Here is a 19723-nt window from a genome sequence, read left to right on the forward strand (position 1 = left end):
GTTCCGAAGGAGACGTGACGGTCGCATCGGCGCCGCTCGAAGCGGCGCGCGCGACACCGGTTACGGGTCCGCCGAGGGCGGCAGGCCTCGCGGCTTTACGGCAGCCGACGCTTGACGCGCCAACTGTGATGCGTGGCATCGACGGCCAATAGTAGCCAGTGCCGTGCGTCGATCGGATGACGTTTTTGCGTCGCATAACGCTCGACGGTCAATTCAAGTTCGTCATGTGCGCGCCGATGGCAGGTGGCGTGCGCACCGGAACCGTCCGCGAATTCGACGCGCGCCTCGGCGACGTTTGACGCGCAGGCCGGCTCGGGAAGATTCGCGATGCGCACCGCGCAGCCCGGATAAAGATGCGAGTCGGCAACCTGAATTTGGACCGCGCTGGACATGACGTGGCCTCCTACGCTTGGGCGGCGCGAGCGAGCGGCTGGAATACACCGCGCCGTCGGACCGGATCAAAGCATAGCACCGCCCATGGCCGATTCGCCGCGTGCTTCGCGCTATCATCCTGAATTGAACCCGATGAACCGCATAGAGACGGCAGCCAAGATGGCAAAAGAAGAGCAGACAGGAGTGGGACGCAGGCAGGCCAAACCCCGTGCGGCGGCAGCCTCCGCGGCACAACACGAACCGGCGCAGTCGCACGCGCAAAGCGCGGACGTGTCCGCTTCCGCCAACGACGACGACAGCGCCGGCGGATCCACATATCTGGTGCCCGGCCTCGAACGCGGCCTGCGCATCCTCGCCGAATTCAGCGCGCGCGAGCCGGTGCTCGGCGCGCCGGAGTTATCGAAGCGGATCGGCATCCCGCGCACCACCACGTTTCGTTTACTCCAAACGCTCGAGGCGCTCGGGTTCCTCGAACGCGTCAACGGCGACCGCTATTTCCGGCTCAGCGTCGCGGTGCTGCGGCTCGGCTTCGAGTATCTGAGTTCGCTCGAGCTGACCGACGTAGGCACGCCGATTCTCGAACGCCTGCGCGACGCGACCGGGCTCAGCACGCATTTGCTGATCCGCGATCAGCGTGACGTCGTGTTTGTCGCGAAGGCGCAGACGCACGAGCCGATGTACAGTTCAGTCAAGGTGCACGTCGGCACGCGCCTGCCCGCGCATGCAACGGTGCATGGCCAGGTGCTGATGGGCGATCTGAGCTTCGAAGAGTTGCGCCAGCTGTATCCGGAACCGCAGCTCGAACGCTTCACCGAGCGCACGCCGGCGACCGTCGAAGAACTGTATGGACGGGTGCGCGAGAGCGCGGCGCTTGGCTATGCGGTCAGCGAGGCGTCGTTCGAGCGGGGGATTTCGGTGGTGAGCGCGCCGGTGCGTGACCAGAGCGGTAAGATCGTCGCCGCGTTGACGGTGACGATCCCGCGTTCGGATATCGGCGAGACCGCCGAGCGCGAGCCGCTGATCATCGCCGTATGCCAGGCGGCGTTGGAGCTGTCCGAGCGCCTGAGCTATCACCCGAGGCCGGACGATCCGACCGCGATGCAGGCGCGCCGCAGATCGGTTGCCGCGCATTGAGTGCGCGCTGACTTCACGGCGCGACTACTTCAAATACTTATTTCATATCTGTCGGCGAGTCCTGCTGCATTGCACAGCCGGACTCGCCGTGTCACGTCGTCAAATCATCAGAACGAGTGATGGATGCCGCTCAGGACGATCGCCTGATTGCGGCCGCTCGATACGCCCGCGGTGAAGAACGCCGCGTCGGTGTTCGAACCGGCGCGCTGATACAGCGCGTTGATATACACCTGCGTCGACTTCGACAGCGCATAGACGTTGCCGATCATGAACTGCGTCCAGCGATGGCCGGCCAGCGTCGTCGTCGCGGCGCCGCCTGCGATCGTGTTGAACGGCGTGACCTGCCAGTTCGCGCCAGCGTCGTAGCTCTGATAGGTGTCCGAGTGACCGGCGCTTTCGAGCTTCACGCGGGTGTACAGGCCGTGTACGAGCACACTGCCGAACTGGTACGACAGGCCCAGGCCCATGTTCTGCAGGTTGTCGGCCGTGTAGGTCGCGGCGGGCTGACCCTGGAAGGTCGTGATGCCGGTCGTCACGATAGACGGCGTGCGGTTGTTCTCGTTCGAATAGCTTGCGCCTGCCTTGAAGCCGCCGTTGGCGTACGTCGCCGCAAAGCCATACGAGCGGCCGATCGCGAAGTTGGTCTGATTGCCTAGGCCCATCATCGCGCCGAAGGTGAAGCCGTCGAACGACGCCGAACGGAATTTCGCCGAGTTGTCGTACGGCACGACCGCGGTGTTGGCGAGCGCGTCGATGTTGCCCGGGTGGAACGCGTACCAGCTCGCCGCCTGGTAGCCGGTGCTGAACGGGCCGAGCACGTCGAAGCTGAACGGCGTCTGATGACCGAAGCTCAGCGTTCCGATCCGGTCGGAAGCGAGACCGACGTAAGCCTGACGGTTGAACAGCACGCCCGCTTTCGCCATCGCGCCCGTGTTCGTATAGAAGCCGTTTTCGAGCTGGAACACCGCCTTCAGGCCATTACCCAGATCTTCGACGCCCTTCAGGCCCCAACGGTCAGGCTGCATGTTGCCCTGTTCCTGAATCCACTTCGAACTGCCGCCCACGTTGCTGATGTACGCGACACCTGCATCGAGGCTGCCATATAGCGTCACGCTGCTCTGCGCCCACGCGCCCGTGGTCATGCAAGCTGCCGTCAAACCGGCCGCAATGATTTGCTTCACCGTTGGTCCTCCTGATCAAACGACGTAGACACTCGCCGAATGCGCCGTCCCTGATCTGTTCTCTGGGGTTAATTCCGTTCTGGTTTCTGCGCCAGAACCACATCGGCTTTACGTCTGCGTTCCACCTATGGACACATGTATCGCCTATGGAAAGTATAGTGAAGCTGAAATCATCCAAAATAAATTTTGAGATCAGTACAAACCCGCTGTTGCCGATCGTCCCACGTCTGGGATTCCGGCTAGGCCATGCTTAGCAAAGGCCCGCGTGGTTAAAGGTTGTGCGCCCGGCACGGCGCGCCGATGTGTGCCAAAAACGACAGTCGGTGTTTTCCCCTAAGAGCTCATTTTTTTATTTTCTCGGCGTAGACCGACTCCTATAATCGACCATACACGAACTGATGTTCCGTATATGGAACATCAAGTCTCAGGAGAACGTGAGAAATGACCGAACCATGGCGCTGTGCCGGACATGCCGGTGACCTGTCCGAAGACTCCCCGCTCGAGTTCAAGCTCGACGGCACGGAGATCGGCATCTACAAGGTGGGCGACGAGATCTACGCGATGGAAAACGTCTGCCCCCACGCGTACGCGTTGCTGACGCAGGGCTTCGTCGACGGCGACACCGTCGAATGTCCGCTGCACGAAGCCGTGTTCCATATCCCGACCGGCAAGTGCCTGAAAGAGCCGGGCGGCCGCGACCTGAAGATGTACTCGGTACGTCTCGCAGGCGAAGAAATCCAGATCAAGGTGGAATGACATGCGAGAGGTAGCCGTGAATTTCAATCCCTTCCTGCAGCCGTGGCTCGCGCCGCAACCGAACAACGTCGCAGGCAAGGGCGTGATCGAGAAGCCGGGCGAGAGCAGCAACATGGTCTGGCAGAACCGCAAGGCCGAGCCGACCCAGTACGAAAACGACTTTGGCGATGCGCTCGAACGCGTTTTCGAAGCCGGCGCAACAGAACTGCCGGAGGTCGTCGAGGGCTTGAATCGCGACGGTTTCCGCACCCCGGAAGGCACTCAGTGGAACGCCGAGCGTTTGGCCGCCGAATTCCGTCAGCTCGCCGACTAGGCGCGCTTTTCCGAACACGTTTCACCGCATTCGTACTGGAGTCTCTTCATGACGTCCCCCATTACAACTGAAGGCACGGCCGATCCGGTCAAGTCGTATCTGGACCGCGGCCTGCGCAACTACTGGTATCCCGTCGCACCGAGCTGGCAGGTCGGCAACGCGCCGATCGGCGTCACGCGTCTCGGCGACCAGATCGTGCTGTGGCGCGATAGCGAAGGCAAAGTCCACGCACTCGAAGACCGCTGCCCGCACCGCGGCGCGCGTCTGTCGCTCGGCTGGAACCTCGGCGATCGCGTCGCGTGCTGGTATCACGGCGTCGAAGTGAACGGCAGCGGCACCGTCATCAACGTGCCCGCCGTGTCGAGCTGTCCGCTCGAAGGCAAGACCTGCGTGAAGTCGTACCCGGCCGAGGAACACGCCGGCGCGATCTTCCTGTGGTTCGGCGACGACGCGCACAAGGAACCGGCGCCGCTCGTGCTGCCTGACGAACTCGTCGGCGAGGAATACGCAAGTTTCCTGTGCATGTCGAACTGGAAGTGCAATTACCAGTACGCAATCGACAACGTGATGGACCCGATGCACGGCGCCTATCTGCACGCGACGTCGCACTCGATGGCCGAAGGCGACAAGCAGGCCGAGATGCGCGTGCGCAAGACCGAAACCGGTCTGATCTTCGAGAAGATCGGCCAGCGCGACGTGAACTTCGACTGGGTCGAACTCGGTGACACCGGCGCGCTGTGGATGCGTCTCGCGATTCCGTACAAGAAGAAGTTCGGCCCGGGCGGCAGCTTCGGCATCATCGGCTTCGCGGTTCCGGTCGATGGCGACAACTGCCAGGTGTACTTCTGGCGCACCCGCAAGGTGCAGGGCTGGCAGCGCGACGCATGGCGCTTCCTGTATCGCAACCGCCTCGAAGGTCTGCACTGGGACGTGCTCGAGCAGGACCGCTACGTCCTCGAAAGCCTCGCCCCGAACGCGCGCGATCACGAGTTCCTCTATCAGCACGACGTCGGCATGACGCGTGTGCGCCGCATGCTGCGTCAACGCGCACAGCAGGATCTCGCCGCGCTCGAAGCGCATCGCGCGGCCAACGCGACGCCCGCCGCCAACGAAGCCGGTCACAGCCATGCATAACGACGCACTCGCAGCGCTCAAGGGCCGGCGCGTCCTCGTGACGGGCGGCGCGCGCGGTCTCGGCGCGGCGTTCGTCCGTGCGCTCGTCGAAGCTGGCGCACAGGTCGTGTTCGGAGACGTGCTGCACGACGAAGGCCGCGCGCTCGCGGCATCGCTGCGCGAGCAGGGCCACGCGGCAACTTATCTGCCGCTCGACCTCGCCGATCCGGTCAGCGTCAAGCAGTTCGCGCAAGAGGGCGCGGCCCAGCTCGGCGGTCTCGACGCGCTGATCAACAACGCGGCGATCACGAACTCCGGCGGCAAGTTCGCCGATGAGCTGTCCGTTCAAACGTGGGACGCCGTGATGAACGTCAACGTGCGCGGCACCTGGCTGATGAGCACCGCCGCGCTGCCCTATCTGCGCGAATCGGGCCGCGGCGCCGTCGTCAACATCGCGTCGGACACGGCGATGTGGGGCGCGCCGAAGCTGCTCGCGTATGTGGCGAGCAAGGGTGCCGTGATCTCGATGACCCGCTCGCTCGCGCGCGAATTCGGCGCGCACGGCGTGACCGTCAACGCGATCGCGCCGGGCTTGACCGAAGTCGAGGCAACCGCGTACGTGCCCGCCGAGCGTCACCAGTACTACCTGCAAGGCCGCGCGCTCACGCGCCCACAAGTGCCCGACGATGTGACCGGGCCGGTGCTGTTTCTGTTGTCCGATGCCGCTCGCTTTGTGACCGGCCAGCTGCTGCCGGTCAACGGCGGCTTCGTGATGAATTGATCTTGTCGAATCGAAAGGAGAAAGAGATGGCGGACGCCGACAACGAACGCAAATCCTGGGACCAACCCGCGGACGCAAGCTTCCAGCAATGGCTGGACAGCCGCGTCGCACGCCTGGAGACGCGTCGCTACGACTGGGACGCGCTGAAGTTCCAGGCCGACTACGATCCGAAGTATCGACGTGCGCAGATGCGCTATGTCGGTACCGGCGGTACCGGCGTCGCGAAGGACATGAACACGGTGCCCGCAGGCAACTTCACGTTCTCGACGATGGTGATCCCGGCCGGCAACATCGGCCCGAGCCATATTCATACAGACGTCGAAGAAATCTTCTTCGTGCTGCGCGGCAAGATGAAAGTGATCTGCGAGCGTGACGGTGAGACGTGGGAAGCGGTGCTCGGCGAGCGTGACCTGATCTCGGTGCCACCCGGCGTGTACCGCACGGAAGTCAACATCGGCGAGGAAGACGCGCTGATGTGCGTGATGCTCGGTTCGCCGAAGCCGATTACGCCGACGTATCCGCCGGATTCGCCGCTCGCGAAGATCAAGCGCGGCTAACGCGCTGCCACGCCGTCCACGTCGTTCCACTTCACCCGCAAAGGAAATCATGTCCGCAGTCCCGTCCGTCAACGCCGAACAGCTTGCCGCGCTCGAAGCGCGTCTCGCACGCTATCCGGCGCAGCAAGGCAGCCTCGCCGCGCAACGCGTGCTCAGCTATCGCGAAGTCGATCGCGCTGGCCACGACGCGCTGCCGCTCGTGTTGCTGCACGGCATCGGTTCGGGCGCGGCTTCGTGGGTGCAGCAGCTCGACGCGCTCGGCGCGACGCGCCGTGTGCTGGCCTGGGACGCGCCGGGGTATGGCGCTTCCTCGCCGGTCGCGGCAGCTTCGCCAGTTGCGCAGGATTACGCAGTCGTACTGAAGGAATGGCTCGACGCACTCGGTATCGAACGCTGCGTGCTGGTCGGGCACTCGCTCGGCGCGATCGTCGCCGGCGCGTTTGCCGCCGCGCATCCCCGCTATCTGGCGGGTCTGTTGCTGCTGTCGCCCGCGGGCGGCTACGGTGCGGCCGCGCCCGAGGTGCGCGACGCCAAACGCGATCAACGGCTCGCGATGCTGAACGAACTGGGGCCCCAGGGTCTCGCCAACACGCGCAGCGCAAACATGCTGTCCGCCCACGCGAGCGACGAAGCACGCGCATGGGTCCGCTGGAACATGTCACGAGTGATGCCGCATGGCTACGCGCAGGCCACGCACCTGCTCGCCAACGCGGATCTCGCGGCCGACCTCGCGCGCTACGACGGTCGCGTGAACGTCGCGGTCGGCGCCGAAGACACGATCACGACGCCCGAGGCCTGCGAAAAGATCGCTCTGGCCGCGCGGACCCGTCTGCAGATCGTGCCGCGCGCGGGACACGCCGGCTATATCGAAGCACCCGCCGCGTACACCGCGATCGTCGATACGTTCTGCCGCGCAAGCGACAGCCCATTGAGCCAAAGCGGAGCCAATCAATGACGCCCGACACTCTTGACGCCGACCGCGACCTCGCCGCCGACGGCAACGAAACGAGCAGCGATTCGGGCTACCGTGTGCCCGGTCTCGAACGCGGCTTGAAGATCCTGATGGAGTTCTCGCCGCGCGAGCCGGTGCTCGGCGCACCGGAGCTGTCGCGGCGCCTGAGCATTCCGCGCACGACGGTGTTCCGTCTGCTGCAGACGCTCGAATTCCTCGGCTTTCTCGAACGCGCCGACAAGGACCGCAACTATCGCCTCGGCGTCGCGGTGCTGCGGCTCGGCTTCGAATATCTGAGCTCGCTCGAACTGACCGATCTCGGTCTGCCGATCATCGAAAAGCTGCGCGACGAGACTGGCCTCACGAGCCACATCGTGATTCGCGATGCACGCGACGTCGTGTTCGTCGCGAAGGCGCAAAGCCATGCGCCGATTTTCAGTTCGGTGAAGGTCAACGTCGGCACGCGCCTGCCCGCGCATGCGACGACCCATGGCCAGGTGCTGATGGGCGATCTGACGTTCGAGGAACTGAAGAAGCTCTATCCGGAGCCGGAACTCGAGCGCTTCACGACGCAGACGCCGGCCACGGTCGACGAACTGTACGAACGGATTCGCGACGACGCGCGGCGCGGCTTCGCGATCAGCGAGTCTTCGTTCGAGCGCGGCATTTCGGTGGTCAGCGCGCCGGTGCGTAACGACTCGCGCCGCATCGTCGCGGTGATCACGACGACGATTCCGCGCCGCGAGATCGATGCATCGCTGCTCGACGGCGGTCTCGTCGACAAGGTGCGCCGCGCGGCCGACGAGCTGTCGCAGCGGCTCAATTACCGGCCGAAGTCTGGGCCGAATAGCGGCAACAAGTACATGAAGGCACTGGGGCTCTGATGATCCAAATCGATTTGACCGGACAGGTAGCGGTGGTGACGGGCGGTTCGTCCGGCATCGGCCTCGCAACCGCCGAACTGTTTTTGCGCGCCGGCGCTTCGGTCGCGATCTGCGGCCGCGACAGCGAGCGGCTCGCACAGGCGCAAGCCGCGCTCACGAAGAAGTATTCCGGCGCGCAACTGCTCGCGCAGCGCTGCGACGTGCTCGACGCCGACGAAGTCAACGCGTTCGCGCAGGCGGTGCAGCAGCGCTTCGGCCGCACCGACATGCTGATGAACAACGCGGGCCAGGGCCGCGTGTCGACCTTCGCCGATACGACCGACGAGGCCTGGCGCGAGGAACTCGACCTCAAATACTTCGGCGTGATCCGCCCGACCCGCGCGTTCCTGCCGATGCTGCGCGACACGGCCGGCGCCGGCTGCAACGCGGCGATCGTCAACGTGAACTCGCTGCTCGCGCTGCAGCCGGAGCCGCATATGGTGGCGACGTCGTCGGCGCGCGCGGGCCTGCTGAGCCTGACGAAGTCGCTCGCGGTCGAACTGGCGCCGCAGCGCGTGCGCGTCAATTCGATCCTGATCGGCATCGTCGAATCGGGTCAATGGCGCCGCCGTTATGCCACCCAGGCCGAGCCCGGACAGAGCTGGGAAGACTGGACCGGCGAACTCGCGCGCAAGAAAAACATCCCGCTCGGCCGCTTCGGCCGTCCCGAAGAAGCCGCACAGGCGCTCTTTTATCTGGCTACCCCGCTGTCGTCGTACACGACTGGCAGTCACATCGATGTTTCTGGAGGCGTTGCACGACATGTCTAACAAAACCACCGTTGGCGAACTGATCGCCGCCTTTCTCGAGCAATGCGGCGTTAAAACCGCCTTCGGCGTGATCTCGATCCACAACATGCCGATCCTCGACGCAATCAACACGCGCGGCAAGATCCGTTATGTCGGCGCGCGTGGCGAAGCCGGCGCGGTGAACATGGCTGACGGGCTTGCGCGCGTCTCCGGCGGCCTCGGCGTCGCCTTCACGAGCACCGGCACCGCGGCAGGCAACGCGGCGGGCGCGATGGTCGAAGCGCTGACGGCGGGCACGGCACTGCTGCACGTGACCGGCCAGATCGAAACCGATTATCTCGATCAGGACCTCGCGTACATCCACGAGGCACCGGATCAGCTGTCGATGCTGCAATCGATCTCGAAGGCCGCGTTCCGCGTGCGCTCGGTCGAAACCGCGTTGCCGACGATCCGCGAAGCCGTGCGTGTCGCGCGAGCCGCGCCGAGCGGCCCGGTCAGCGTCGAGATTCCGATCGACATCCAGGCCGCCGAAGTCGAATGGCCGAGCGATCTCGGCGCCCCGCACGTGAGTACGCTCACGCATTGCAAGGACCGCGTCGCGCAACTCGCGCAGCACCTGACGAAGGCGAAGCGCCCGCTGTTGTGGCTGGGCGGCGGCACGCGCCACGCGCGCGCGGCGGTCGAACGTCTGGTCGCGCTCGGCTTTGGCGTCGTGACCAGCGTGCAGGGTCGCGGCGTGCTGCCCGAAGATCACCCGGCCACGCTCGGCGCGTTCAACGTGCACCCGGCGGTCGAAAGCTTCTACAAGACCTGCGACGCGCTCGTCGTGGTCGGCTCGCGTCTGCGTGGCAATGAAACGCTGAAGTACAAGCTCGCGCTGCCGCAGCCGCTGTATCGCATCGACGCCGACGCGCTCGCCGACAACCGCGGCTATCGCAACGACATGTTCATCCACGGCGACGCCGCCGCGGTGCTCGACGAACTCGCGACGCTGCTCGAAGGCAAGCTGAAGATCGATCCGGCGTTCGCGCAAGACCTGGCCGCCGCGCGCGAAAGCGCGGTCGCCGACGTCAGCAAGGGTCTTGGGCCCTACAAGCGTCTCGTCGACGCGCTGCAGGAAGCCGTGGGCCGCGACTACAACTGGGTGCGCGACGTCACGATCTCGAACAGCACGTGGGGCAACCGCCTGCTGAAGATCTTCACGCCGCGCGCTGGCGTGCACGCGCTCGGCGGCGGCATCGGCCAGGGTATGCAAATGGGTATCGGCGCGGCGCTCGCGGGCAATGCGGCGAAGACCGTGGCTCTGTGCGGCGACGGTGGCCTGATGGTCAACGTCGGCGAACTCGCGACGGCCGTGCAGGAAAACGCCAACGTGATGATCGTGCTGATGAACGACCAATGCTACGGCGTGATCCGCAACATTCAGGACGCGCAGTACGGCGGCCGCCGCTGCTACGTGCAACTGCATCAGCCGGATTTCGCGCAGTTCTGCGAAAGCCTGAAGCTCCCGCACTACCGCATCAAGTCGCTCGACGACGCCGCCGCGATCATCCGCGAAGGCATGGCGAAGACGGGTCCGGTGCTGGTCGAAGTGGACATGCTGTCGGTCGGCTCGTTCGCCACCGCGTTCGCGGGCCCGCCGGTCAAGAAAGAGGAGCCGCAACATGCATGAGGCCGGCTACGCGGGACATCACGCGCCCATCGACATCGCGATGATCGGCTTCGGCGCGATCGGCCAGGCGGTGTACCGCTCGGTCGCCGCCGATCCGGCGGTGCGCGTGTCGCATGTGATCGTGCCTGAAAGTCATGTGGCGTCGGTGCGTGAAGTGGTGGGCGCGAGCGTCGACGTGGTGTCGTCGGTGGCGGCGCTGAGCACGAAGCCGCAGTTCGCGCTCGAATGCGCGGGCCACAGCGCGCTCGTCGCTCACGTCGTGCCGTTGCTGAAGGCGGGCACCGATTGTGCGGTCGCGTCGATCGGCGCGCTGTCCGATGTCGGCCTGCTCGATGCGCTCGCGGCCGCGGCCGATCAAGGCGACGCGACGGTCACGCTGCTGTCGGGCGCGATCGGCGGTGTCGACGCGATCTCGGCGGCGCGCTTCGGCGGTCTCGACGAAGTGCTGTACACGGGCCGCAAGCCGCCGGTCGGCTGGCTCGGCACGCCGGCCGAAGCGGTTTGCGATCTGGCCACGCTCGCCGAAGAGAAAGTGATTTTCGAGGGCAGCGCGCGCGAGGCCGCGCGGCTCTATCCGAAGAACGCGAACGTCGCCGCGACGATCGCGCTCGCGGGCCTCGGCCTCGACAACACGACAGTGCGATTGATCGCCGATCCGAACGTGACGCGCAACGTGCATCGCATCGTCGCGCGGGGCGCGTTCGGCGAGATGGCGCTCGAAATGAGCGGCAAGCCGCTGCCGGACAACCCGAAGACGTCCGCGCTGACCGCCTATAGCGCGATCCGCGCACTGCGCAATCGCGCGGCGCGCTGCGTGATCTAAGACCCGTTAAGACCCGTTAAGCCCCTGGCTTGAAAGAACCGGAACGACCGACATGACTCACTTCGATACCAGCCTCGTGCCCAACGGCGATATTTTCATCGGCGGCGAATGGCGGCAGGGGCGCGGCAACCCGTACAAAAGCCTGTATCCGGCGGATCAGTCGGTCAACATGGAAATCTCGACGGCCAGCGCCGACGACGCGCGCGAAGCCATCGAAGCCGCCGACGCGGCGTGGCGCAAGTCCAACTGGTCGGGTCTGAAGCCGCATCAACGCGCATTGATCCTGTATCGCATCGCCGATCTGATCATGGCGCGCCACGAAGCGCTCGCGAACCTGCAGCGCCGCGACAACGGCAAGCCGATCGGCGAGACGCGCGTGCTGGTCGCGAGCGCGGCGAACACGTTCCGCTATTTCGCGGCCTGCCTCGAAACGCTCGATGAAGACGTCACGCCGTCACGCGGCGATTATCTGACGATGAGCATCTACGAGCCGATCGGTGTGGTCGCGGCGATCACGCCGTGGAATTCGCCGATCGCGTCCGACGCGCAGAAGCTCGCGCCGGCGCTCGCGGGCGGCAATGCGGTGGTGCTGAAGCCCGCCGAAGTCACGCCGCTGGTGTCGCTCGCGCTCGCGCGCATCTGCGAGGAAGCGGGCGTGCCGAAGGGTGTGGTCAGCGTGCTGCCGGGCAAGGGCTCGGTGATCGGCGACGTGCTGGTGCGCCATCCGCTCGTGAAGAAGGTGTCGTTTACGGGCGGCACCGAAGTGGGCCGCGGCATCGCGCGCATCGCGGCGGACAAGCTGATGCCGGTGTCGCTCGAACTCGGCGGCAAGTCGCCGACCATCGTGTTCGACGACGCCGATCTCGATCATGCGGTGAACGGCGTGCTGTACGGCATTTTCAGCTCGTCGGGCGAGGCGTGCATCGCAGGTTCGCGCCTGTTCGTGCAGCGCTCGATCTACGACACGTTCATGCAGCGTCTGATCGAAGGCGCGCGCAAGCTGCGCGTCGGCGATCCGTCGCGCGAGAACACGCAGATGGGTCCGCTGATCACGCAGGCGCATCGCGAGACGATCGAACGCTATGTCGCGCTCGGTCTAGAAGAGGGCGGGCGTCTGCTGTGCGGCGGCGAACGTCCGGTCGGCGATAACCGCGAAGCCGGCACCTACTTCCAGCCGACCATTCTCGAAGGCCTGACCAACGACGCGCGCATCTGCCAGGAAGAAATCTTCGGCCCGGTGCTCGTCGCGATGCCGTTCGACGACGAAGCGTCGCTGCTGAAGGAAGCAAACGACAGCGTGTTCGGCCTCGCCGCCGGCATCTGGACGCGCGATTACAAGCGCGCCTACCGGATCGCGCGCGGCCTCGAAGCCGGCACCATCTGGATCAACACCTACAAGCTGTTCTCGATCTCCACGCCGTTCAGCGGCTGGAAGGAGAGCGGCATGGGACGCGAAAAAGGCCGTGTGGGCATTCGCGAATACATGCAACAGAAGAGCCTCTACTGGGGCTTGAACGACGCGCCGTTGGCGTGGGCGAACTGAAGCGGGACGAAGAGGCACGTTATGACGATTCTCGGCATTGAACAGATTATTTACGGCGTGACGGATCTCGCCACCTGTCGGCAGTTTTTCGCGGATTGGGGTATGACAGAGACCGCCCACGACGAAACCCACGCGCGCTTCGAAACGCTGAACGGCTGCACGGTCCTCGTCGTCGAGGCGAACGATGCGTCGCTGCCGCCCGCGTTCGAAGAAGGCCCGACCTTGCGCGAAGTGACGTGGGGCGTCGCGACGAAGGCGGAGCTCGACGCGCTGCGTGGCCGCTTCGCCGGCCAGCCGGGCCACTACGAAACCGACGACGCGGTTGGCTGCATCGACCCGAACGGCATGGCGGTGCGCGTCGAAGTCACGCGTAAGTGGGCGGTCGACGTGCACGGTTCGCCGTCGAACGTGTGGGGCCAGACGCTGCGCGTCGATCAGCCGTCGCCGGTCTATGAGCGCGCGGAGCCGGTCGAAGTGGGCCACGTCGTGTTCTTCACGAACAGGCTCGCCGAGCAGGAAAAGTTTTATCACGAGCTGCTCGGCTTCGAGACCTCGGACCGTTATCCGGGCCGCGGCGCGTTTATGCGCTGCGCGCCGCACGGCGGCCATCACGACCTGTTCCTGCTGGCCCTGCCGAACGGCAAACGCGGCCTGAACCACGTCGCGTTCACCGTGCGCGACATCCACGAAGTGTTCGGCGGCGGCATGCACATCAGCCGCTGCGGTTGGGAAACGCAACTCGGCCCGGGACGTCATCCGGTGTCGTCGGCGTACTTCTGGTACTTCAAGAATCCGGCCGGCGGCCTGATCGAGTACTACGCCGACGAAGATCAGCTGACGCCCGATTGGCAGCCACGCGATTTCGAGCCGGGCCCGACCGTGTTCGCCGAATGGGCGATCGACGGCGGCATCGACGGCAACACACGGCGCCAGAAAGACGCGAAGGCGCCGGAAGGCAAGTTCATGACGGAGCGCAAGAATGACTGACGTTGCCGCCGAAAAGGCCCAGACCGCGCATGCGGGGCTCGAGGCGCCGCGCACGATCGTCGTGATCGGCGGCGGCCAGGCGGCCGGCTGGGTCGTGAAGACATTGCGCCGGGAAGGCTTCGACGGCCGCCTCGTGATGATCGCCGACGAAGTGCATCTGCCGTACGAGCGTCCGCCGCTGTCGAAGGCCGTGCTGGCCGGCGACGCGGACATCGACACGGTGCGGCTCGTGAAGCCCGACGATTTCGACGCCTTGAACGTCGAGGCATGGCAACCGGATCGCGCGACGTCGATCGATCGCGAGCAGCGCATCGTACGCACGAAGTCGGGCCGCGAAGTGCGGTACGACCGCCTCGTGATCTCGACCGGCGGCGCGGCTCGCCGTCTGCCCGACGCGCTCGTGAAGACCTCGCATATCGCCTATCTGCGCACGCTCGACGAAGCGGTCGCGCTCGGCGAACGGCTGCGCTCAAGCAAGCGCGTGCTCGTGATCGGCGGCGGCTGGATCGGTCTCGAAGTCGCGGCGACCGCGCGCAAGCTAGGCGTCGAGGCGTGCGTGGTGGAAGGCGCGCCGCGTCTGTGCGTGCGCTCGCTGCCGCCGCTGGTGTCCGATTTCCTGTTGGAGCTGCATCGCGCGAACGGCGTGGACGTGCGTCTGAACGCGGCGTTGATCAAGCTCGAAGATCATCCGAACGACGCGAACCGGCTGCGCGCGACGTTTAAGGACGGCTCGACGCTCGACGCCGATTTCGCGGTGGCCGGCATCGGTCTCGCACCGCATACGGCGATTGCACAAGCGGCGGGCGTGAAGGTCGAGGATGGCATCGTCGTCGATCACTTCGGCGCCACCGACGACCCGCGCATCTTCGCGTGCGGCGACGTCGCGAATCATCCGAGCGCGTGGCTGAAGCGCCGCGTGCGGCTCGAATCGTGGGCCAACGCGCAGAACCAGGCGATCTCCACGGCGAAGGCCTTGCTCGGCACGTTCGAACCGTACGCGGATATTCCGTGGTTCTGGTCCGATCAGTACGACGTGAACCTGCAGATTCTCGGCGACATTCCGGCCAACGCGGAACTCGCGGTGCGCGGTGATCTGCCCGGCAAACGCGCAACGCTGTTCTATCTGGAAGACAACACGATTCGTGGCGTGATCGCGATCAACACCCCGCGTGAGCTGAAGCTTTCGCGCAAGTGGATGAACCAGGGCCGGACCATCGACCTTGTCACCCTGACTGACGCCTCCACGGCGCTTGCCTAATCATTTCTACGGACGGCACCTCGGCATGAGAACCATCGAAAACACAACAGGAGACCGCAGCAGCGCCGGTGTTTCAGGCGCTGTGACGCAAGGCTCGATCATCGCGCGTCTGGAGCGCTTGCCGAGGAACCGGATGCAGGTGCGGGCGCGCATACTGATCGGTCTCGCGACGTTCTTCGATGGCTTCGACGTCATCGCGATCGCGGCGACGCTGCCCTTGCTGATCGCGAAATGGAATCTGACGCCGTGGGACGTCGGCTTCCTACTTGGCTCGGGCGCCGTGGGACAACTGATCGGCGCGTTCCTGTTTCCGTGGTACGCGGAACGCGGCGGACGCGTGAAGGCGATCGCGCTGAGCTCGGGCATTATCGGCATCACCAGTATCGCGTGCGGTTTTGCGCCGACCTTCGCGGTGTTCGTCGCGCTGCGTATCGTCCAGGGCCTGGGCCTCGGCGGTGAGTTGCCGGTGGCCGCGACCTATATCAACGAGATCAGCCGCGCGCACGGCCGCGGACGCTTCGTTCTGCTGTACGAAATCGTGTTCCCGATCGGGCTGCTCGCGTCGAGCGCGCTCGGTGCCTGGATCGTGCCGCGCTTCGGCTGGCAGGCGATGTACTTCATCGGCGGCATGCCGTTGATTTTGTTCTTCGTGCTGCGCAAGCTCGTGCCGGAATCGCCGCGCTGGCTCGCCGTGCGCGACCGGATGGCCGAAGCCGATTCCGCCGTGCTCGCGTTCGAACGTGCCGCCAAGGTGCCGCTGCCGCCGGTCGCGCAGGCGTCGGAGTTCGACGAGATGGTCAATCGCCATCCGAAGCGCCGCGTCGCGGACCTGTTCGGCCCGGCCTATCTGAAGCGCACGCTCGCCGTGGCGATGCTGTGGGTCACCTGCGGCTTCATCCAGTACGGCCTGTCGACCTGGCTGCCGACGATCTACCGCACGATCTATCACGCGCCGCTGCAACTCGCGCTGAACCTGGCGGTCGCGGCGTCGGTGCTCGGCGTGCTCGGATCGCTGGCCTGCGCGTTGCTGGTCGACAAGGTGGGACGCAAGCCGATCATCAGCATCTCGTTCGTGCTGTGCGCGTTGTCGCTGGCCATGGCGGGCGTGTTTCACGGCTCGTCGGTGTATGTGGTCGCAACCTGCTGCGCGCTGGCGCTCGGCTTTCTCGCCAGCGGCTTCATCACGGCCTATGTGTACACGCCGGAGCTGTACCCGACCAGTATCCGCGCGATGGGCTGCGGTGTCGGCGGCGCGTGGCTGAAAGTGGCGGCGATCTTCGCGCCGGCGATCGTGTCGAAGACGATGATCGGCGGCAACCTGGAAGTGGCGTTCTATATCCTCGCCGCCGTGCCGTTCATCGCGGCGGTCGCGGTGCACTTCCTCGGTATCGAAACCAAGGGCAAGGTGCTGGAGCAGCTCGAGGCTTGACCGGGACTGCGTGATGACCGCTTGAGCAGTAAAACGAAAGGCGCACCGGGTGGTGCGCCTTTCGCCGTTGATAGGCCTCTCTGATGAAGCGCTGAGCGCTAAAGCGCTTTGCGATATACCACGAAGCCGGACTTATCCGCGACCTTGTCATAGAGCTGCATCGCGGTGTGATTCGTCTCGTGCGTCTGCCAGTAGACGCGTTGCGCGCCGTCGGCTTTTGCCCGCGCATAGACGGCCTCGATCAGCGCACGGCCGACACCCTTGCCGCGCTCGCTATCGAGCGTGTACAGGTCCTGCAGATAGCAGATCGGCCCCGCCATCGTCGTATGACGGTGATAGAGAAAATGCACGATGCCCTGCAACTGCCCGGCGCGTTCTGCGACGAACGCATGCATCGGCTCGTAGCCATCGAAAAAGCGATTCCACGTGATTTGCGTGATCTCGCGCGGCAACGCGGTCTCGCCCGAGCGGCCATAAAACGCGTTGTAGGCGTCCCATAGCGGGAGCCATGCATCGAAATCGTCACGGGTGACGGCGCGAATCTGCAGCGGGGCGGACATGTGGACGGCTCCTTTGAAAAGCTGTGGAACCGCCAGCATAAAAAATTTGCGACGCGATTGTTAGCTCCACCATGCTCGCAAAATCTGGAGCCACGACGCGTGCGACAGTGCGGTGAGCCGATGAATCACCGCATGCCGCGAGTCAGTGCTCGCGACGTTGCTTGTGACGCAACTCGTTGCGGACCTTCTTCGCGGCGAACAGCGGCACGTAGTCGAACACGCGCGCCTCGTTCCGGAATTCGGCGAGCGTATCGGCGTACATGCGCGACACCGTTTCTGCCGGCGTGTCGGTTTCCTCGGCGATGCTTCGGACCACTTCGTCTACATTCGGCTCAGGCTGGGACATGGTCTCTCTCCGGGTAGGACGGCAGGCTGGATGGACGGTACGCGGACGGCAGGAGTCCATTACAGGATGCGAATCGCGAGCGCGCCAATTGAATCGACCTATCGTTCGACTGATTTCACAGAGATTTTTTTCTTGCGCTGCGGCAAGCACCCACGCGGTGAGGACGTGCGGAAAATCAACTGGGTGCGCGGTGGTGAATACCCGGGAAACGCACAGGGCTAAGCGACCGCCGTCTCTACTTCTGCACTTTCTGCGCTACATGCGCGATCCGGTCGCGCACGACGCCGATCGCCTGCTTCAGCGCGTAAACATCCTGAAAGTAGCGGTACGGAATTCGGATCTGGCTAGCGTTCGCGTCGATGCTTTCAATCTCCTCACTCCATTGCGCGATCTGCGCGCGAGACGGCTCGGCGTTCTTCCATACTTCGTCCTCGAGCGCCTTGATCGCGCGGTACCAAACGATCAGGCGTTTCTTCATCCGCGCTTCGAGCATGCGCGGCAGCGCCTGCGCGAGGCCGATCAGCAGCGCGAGGAACGGCACCAGAATCAGCAGCCGCCGTTCGATCAGACTCGCGAGCCAGAACGGCAGGTAGCGATACAGAAACGGCCGGCCCGATTTGAAGTACCGCACGCTTTCGTCGGAGATCGGGAATTCTTCGGTGTTCAGGTTGGGGAACGTGCCGAGCGGCGTGAAGTAGTCCTCGCCGCCGTGCACCGTGCGCGCCGCGTCGAGCAGCAGATAGACGAGCGCCGGATGCAGCGTGTCCTTCGACACGAGCAGCGCCGTCGCCGCGAGCAGCGTGACGTCGCTGCGCGGCAGATCGTCGGCGACGCTCGTCGAGGCACGCGGCAAGATGATCTTCGACAGCGACGGGAATTTTTGCGCTAGGGCATCGGCCTGCGCGAAGCTCATCAGCTTCAGGTTGCTGGTGAGCAGCGTGTGCTGCATGTCGGCGTCGGGCCGGCCAATGAAGAATGCCGCGTCGACCTGACCGCTTTCGAGCCCCTGGTATGCGGCGTTCGCATCCATCTGCAGCAGCGTCGAGTTCTGACTCGTGACGCCGCTATAGCCGAGCAGCACCTGCGAGACGTTGAGCAATCCGCTGCCTGGCACGCCCATCGAAATGCGCTTGCCGCGCAGTTGCGACAGCCGGTCGATCGTCGCATCGCCGCGATAGAACACCCAGATCGGTTCGTACGACACGGCGGCGATGGTTTCCAGATTGTCGGTGTCATTCGGACTGGTCGTGCCCGACTGGATGAAGCCGACCTGATAGGCGCTGTTCGGGTCCGCGAGCCGCTGGTAGTTTTCGACCGAGCCCGACGAGCTACGGATGTCGAGCTTGACGCCTTCGCGCTTGAGCAGCGGCGCGTAGCGATCGGCGAAGCCGCGATAGATGCCGCCGTCCGCACCGGTGGTGATGACGATCGTGCGCTGGAACGCGGGCTCGAGCACGAGCGCGAGCATCCAGCCGAATGCGGCGATGAGCACGATCGCGCCGACGATCAGAAGACGCCGGCGCCGCCGCGTCATCGGGGTTCTCGGGTTGCGGTACAGCGCGGGGTCTGGTCTCGGCATCGTTACCCGGTTTGGTCAGGTCCGGCCTTGGTGACTGATGGGATGGAGGCGGTCTCTATTTCCTCAACTTTACGATATCAGAGGGTTTTATTGGATAGTCAGTGATGTGCATTGAAAAGGTCTGGCTGACACTGTCATCGGGGCACAGGTCGGTTGGCCCTGATGTCGAAGATTCCGGTAACTACGCCGTTGCTGCCGCCTTGGGCATTCGGGACCATGTATTCCTGCTTGCCCCCGGCTGCCGATCATCATCTGGACCGTCACGCGTTGCGCCTCGGATCGTTCTGACTTGCGTCCGCGTTGATTGCACTATTCGGCAGACGGTTTCACTTGCGTCCAGACTAGTGGTGCTTCAGTCGTCACTTGCAGGCGTGCCCGAAGCTCGGGGTGCGCCTTAGTGTGGCAGAGCATCGCCATGCTTCCGAGCTTCCGTGCGTCTTCATCCGCAGCGCGGGATCGATCGCAGATTGCACGTGCGCACGCTGAACGACGCAAAATTTGATTTGCTGCGTTTGCTCGTCGTAATAGGAAATGAAGGCGGATTCGTTACTCACTAGAAAGCTCTGCAAGTCTGGTAGTTGGAGAACGCTTTTCGCTTGCACAGTAGGTACGTTCGGGAATCTCTGAATGTAGCGCCGATCGTGTCGTACGCCATCATATCCTGCTCGTACTTC

At 64.6% G+C, this 19723-nt stretch carries 20 protein-coding genes; 15 read left to right on the forward strand and 5 right to left on the reverse strand.

Features of this window, described 5'->3' with window-relative positions; all coding sequences use genetic code 11:
* Positions 1-95: 95 nt before the first annotated feature.
* Complete coding sequence (locus tag HWY30_RS02360) at positions 96-392, reverse strand: hypothetical protein (protein WP_090808061.1); 297 nt, start codon at positions 390-392, stop codon at positions 96-98.
* A gap of 160 nt (positions 393-552) precedes the next feature.
* On the opposite strand from HWY30_RS02360, the gene HWY30_RS02365 reads away from it, so the two are divergent.
* The gene (locus tag HWY30_RS02365; protein ID WP_090810327.1) at positions 553-1527 is read left to right on the forward strand and encodes an IclR family transcriptional regulator; all 975 of its coding nucleotides are present in this window, start codon (positions 553-555) and stop codon (positions 1525-1527) included.
* A 107-nt stretch (positions 1528-1634) separates the two neighbouring features.
* Here HWY30_RS02365 and HWY30_RS02370 read toward each other — a convergent pair whose 3' ends face one another.
* Positions 1635-2708 (reverse strand): porin, encoded by a 1074-nt coding sequence (locus HWY30_RS02370; RefSeq protein ID WP_090808059.1) that lies wholly within the window; start codon positions 2706-2708, stop codon positions 1635-1637.
* Positions 2709-3149: 441 nt separating this feature from the next.
* Here HWY30_RS02370 and HWY30_RS02375 point away from each other — a divergent pair, with 441 nt between their 5' ends.
* From HWY30_RS02375 to HWY30_RS02440, 14 genes are read left to right on the forward strand one after another with little or no spacing between them, the layout of a single operon-like run.
* Positions 3150-3464 carry a non-heme iron oxygenase ferredoxin subunit gene (locus HWY30_RS02375; RefSeq protein ID WP_090808057.1) on the forward strand — a complete coding sequence of 105 codons (315 nt, stop codon included), beginning with the start codon at positions 3150-3152 and terminating at the stop codon, positions 3462-3464.
* Position 3465: 1 nt separating this feature from the next.
* Positions 3466-3777, forward strand: coding sequence for a recombinase-like helix-turn-helix domain-containing protein (locus HWY30_RS02380; RefSeq protein WP_090808055.1), 312 nt, complete (start codon positions 3466-3468; stop codon positions 3775-3777).
* Between the two features lie 48 nt (positions 3778-3825).
* Positions 3826-4911: an aromatic ring-hydroxylating oxygenase subunit alpha gene (locus HWY30_RS02385; RefSeq protein WP_090808053.1), complete on the forward strand. Its 1086-nt coding sequence runs from the start codon at positions 3826-3828 to the stop codon at positions 4909-4911.
* Complete coding sequence (locus HWY30_RS02390) at positions 4904-5671, forward strand: SDR family oxidoreductase (RefSeq protein WP_090808051.1); 768 nt, start codon at positions 4904-4906, stop codon at positions 5669-5671. Before HWY30_RS02385 ends, HWY30_RS02390 begins: the two co-directional genes overlap by 8 nt.
* Before the next feature lie 26 nt (positions 5672-5697).
* Complete coding sequence (locus HWY30_RS02395) at positions 5698-6228, forward strand: cupin domain-containing protein (protein ID WP_090808049.1); 531 nt, start codon at positions 5698-5700, stop codon at positions 6226-6228.
* Between the two features lie 49 nt (positions 6229-6277).
* Positions 6278-7183 (forward strand): alpha/beta fold hydrolase, encoded by a 906-nt coding sequence (locus tag HWY30_RS02400; protein WP_090808047.1) that lies wholly within the window; start codon positions 6278-6280, stop codon positions 7181-7183.
* Entirely contained in the window at positions 7180-8064 is an 885-nt protein-coding gene (locus HWY30_RS02405; protein ID WP_090808045.1) for an IclR family transcriptional regulator, read from the forward strand. The genes HWY30_RS02400 and HWY30_RS02405 overlap by 4 nt, the downstream gene beginning before the upstream one ends.
* Complete coding sequence (locus HWY30_RS02410; protein ID WP_090808043.1) at positions 8064-8873, forward strand: SDR family oxidoreductase; 810 nt, start codon at positions 8064-8066, stop codon at positions 8871-8873. Before HWY30_RS02405 ends, HWY30_RS02410 begins: the two co-directional genes overlap by 1 nt.
* Positions 8866-10524 carry a thiamine pyrophosphate-binding protein gene (locus HWY30_RS02415; RefSeq protein ID WP_090808041.1) on the forward strand — a complete coding sequence of 553 codons (1659 nt, stop codon included), beginning with the start codon at positions 8866-8868 and terminating at the stop codon, positions 10522-10524. Before HWY30_RS02410 ends, HWY30_RS02415 begins: the two co-directional genes overlap by 8 nt.
* Positions 10517-11347 carry an aspartate dehydrogenase gene (locus tag HWY30_RS02420; RefSeq protein ID WP_090808039.1) on the forward strand — a complete coding sequence of 277 codons (831 nt, stop codon included), beginning with the start codon at positions 10517-10519 and terminating at the stop codon, positions 11345-11347. The genes HWY30_RS02415 and HWY30_RS02420 overlap by 8 nt, the downstream gene beginning before the upstream one ends.
* A gap of 52 nt (positions 11348-11399) precedes the next feature.
* Positions 11400-12890 (forward strand): aldehyde dehydrogenase, encoded by a 1491-nt coding sequence (locus HWY30_RS02425; protein WP_090808037.1) that lies wholly within the window; start codon positions 11400-11402, stop codon positions 12888-12890.
* Positions 12891-12911: 21 nt separating this feature from the next.
* Positions 12912-13877, forward strand: a complete 966-nt coding sequence (locus HWY30_RS02430; RefSeq protein ID WP_090808035.1) for a VOC family protein — start codon at positions 12912-12914, stop codon at positions 13875-13877.
* Entirely contained in the window at positions 13870-15135 is a 1266-nt protein-coding gene (locus HWY30_RS02435) for an NAD(P)/FAD-dependent oxidoreductase (RefSeq protein ID WP_090808033.1), read from the forward strand. The genes HWY30_RS02430 and HWY30_RS02435 overlap by 8 nt, the downstream gene beginning before the upstream one ends.
* A gap of 25 nt (positions 15136-15160) precedes the next feature.
* Entirely contained in the window at positions 15161-16564 is a 1404-nt protein-coding gene (locus HWY30_RS02440; RefSeq protein ID WP_090808031.1) for an MFS transporter, read from the forward strand.
* Between the two features lie 98 nt (positions 16565-16662).
* Here the strand turns inward: HWY30_RS02440 and HWY30_RS02445 are convergent, their stop codons facing one another.
* The 3 genes from HWY30_RS02445 to HWY30_RS02455 all read right to left on the reverse strand — a co-directional run bounded on the left by HWY30_RS02445 (position 16663) and on the right by HWY30_RS02455 (position 19004).
* Positions 16663-17124, reverse strand: coding sequence for a GNAT family N-acetyltransferase (locus HWY30_RS02445; protein WP_018423974.1), 462 nt, complete (start codon positions 17122-17124; stop codon positions 16663-16665).
* Positions 17125-17266: 142 nt separating this feature from the next.
* Entirely contained in the window at positions 17267-17470 is a 204-nt protein-coding gene (locus tag HWY30_RS02450; protein WP_090808029.1) for a DUF3562 domain-containing protein, read from the reverse strand.
* A gap of 235 nt (positions 17471-17705) precedes the next feature.
* Positions 17706-19004 (reverse strand): TAXI family TRAP transporter solute-binding subunit, encoded by a 1299-nt coding sequence (locus HWY30_RS02455; protein WP_090808027.1) that lies wholly within the window; start codon positions 19002-19004, stop codon positions 17706-17708.
* Positions 19005-19723 lie beyond the last annotated feature (719 nt).

This window comes from Paraburkholderia tuberum STM678, from assembly GCF_902833905.1.
Taxonomy (GTDB): Bacteria; Pseudomonadota; Gammaproteobacteria; order Burkholderiales; family Burkholderiaceae; genus Paraburkholderia; species Paraburkholderia tuberum.

Bases quoted from the DNA above. Each gene is read 5' to 3' on its own strand.
- HWY30_RS02415 (WP_090808041.1), top strand. From the start codon at position 8,866: ATGTCTAACAAAACCACCGTTGGCGAACTGATCGCCGCCTTTCTCGAG.
- HWY30_RS02455 (WP_090808027.1), bottom strand. From the start codon at position 19,004: ATGACGCGGCGGCGCCGGCGTCTTCTGATCGTCGGCGCGATCGTGCTC.
- HWY30_RS02425 (WP_090808037.1), top strand. From the start codon at position 11,400: ATGACTCACTTCGATACCAGCCTCGTGCCCAACGGCGATATTTTCATC.
- HWY30_RS02430 (WP_090808035.1), top strand. From the start codon at position 12,912: ATGACGATTCTCGGCATTGAACAGATTATTTACGGCGTGACGGATCTC.
- HWY30_RS02380 (WP_090808055.1), top strand. From the start codon at position 3,466: ATGCGAGAGGTAGCCGTGAATTTCAATCCCTTCCTGCAGCCGTGGCTC.
- HWY30_RS02445 (WP_018423974.1), bottom strand. From the start codon at position 17,124: ATGTCCGCCCCGCTGCAGATTCGCGCCGTCACCCGTGACGATTTCGAT.
- HWY30_RS02405 (WP_090808045.1), top strand. From the start codon at position 7,180: ATGACGCCCGACACTCTTGACGCCGACCGCGACCTCGCCGCCGACGGC.
- HWY30_RS02395 (WP_090808049.1), top strand. From the start codon at position 5,698: ATGGCGGACGCCGACAACGAACGCAAATCCTGGGACCAACCCGCGGAC.
- HWY30_RS02435 (WP_090808033.1), top strand. From the start codon at position 13,870: ATGACTGACGTTGCCGCCGAAAAGGCCCAGACCGCGCATGCGGGGCTC.
- HWY30_RS02440 (WP_090808031.1), top strand. From the start codon at position 15,161: ATGAGAACCATCGAAAACACAACAGGAGACCGCAGCAGCGCCGGTGTT.
- HWY30_RS02400 (WP_090808047.1), top strand. From the start codon at position 6,278: ATGTCCGCAGTCCCGTCCGTCAACGCCGAACAGCTTGCCGCGCTCGAA.
- HWY30_RS02385 (WP_090808053.1), top strand. From the start codon at position 3,826: ATGACGTCCCCCATTACAACTGAAGGCACGGCCGATCCGGTCAAGTCG.
- HWY30_RS02375 (WP_090808057.1), top strand. From the start codon at position 3,150: ATGACCGAACCATGGCGCTGTGCCGGACATGCCGGTGACCTGTCCGAA.
- HWY30_RS02360 (WP_090808061.1), bottom strand. From the start codon at position 392: ATGTCCAGCGCGGTCCAAATTCAGGTTGCCGACTCGCATCTTTATCCG.
- HWY30_RS02365 (WP_090810327.1), top strand. From the start codon at position 553: ATGGCAAAAGAAGAGCAGACAGGAGTGGGACGCAGGCAGGCCAAACCC.
- HWY30_RS02390 (WP_090808051.1), top strand. From the start codon at position 4,904: ATGCATAACGACGCACTCGCAGCGCTCAAGGGCCGGCGCGTCCTCGTG.
- HWY30_RS02410 (WP_090808043.1), top strand. From the start codon at position 8,064: ATGATCCAAATCGATTTGACCGGACAGGTAGCGGTGGTGACGGGCGGT.
- HWY30_RS02450 (WP_090808029.1), bottom strand. From the start codon at position 17,470: ATGTCCCAGCCTGAGCCGAATGTAGACGAAGTGGTCCGAAGCATCGCC.
- HWY30_RS02420 (WP_090808039.1), top strand. From the start codon at position 10,517: ATGCATGAGGCCGGCTACGCGGGACATCACGCGCCCATCGACATCGCG.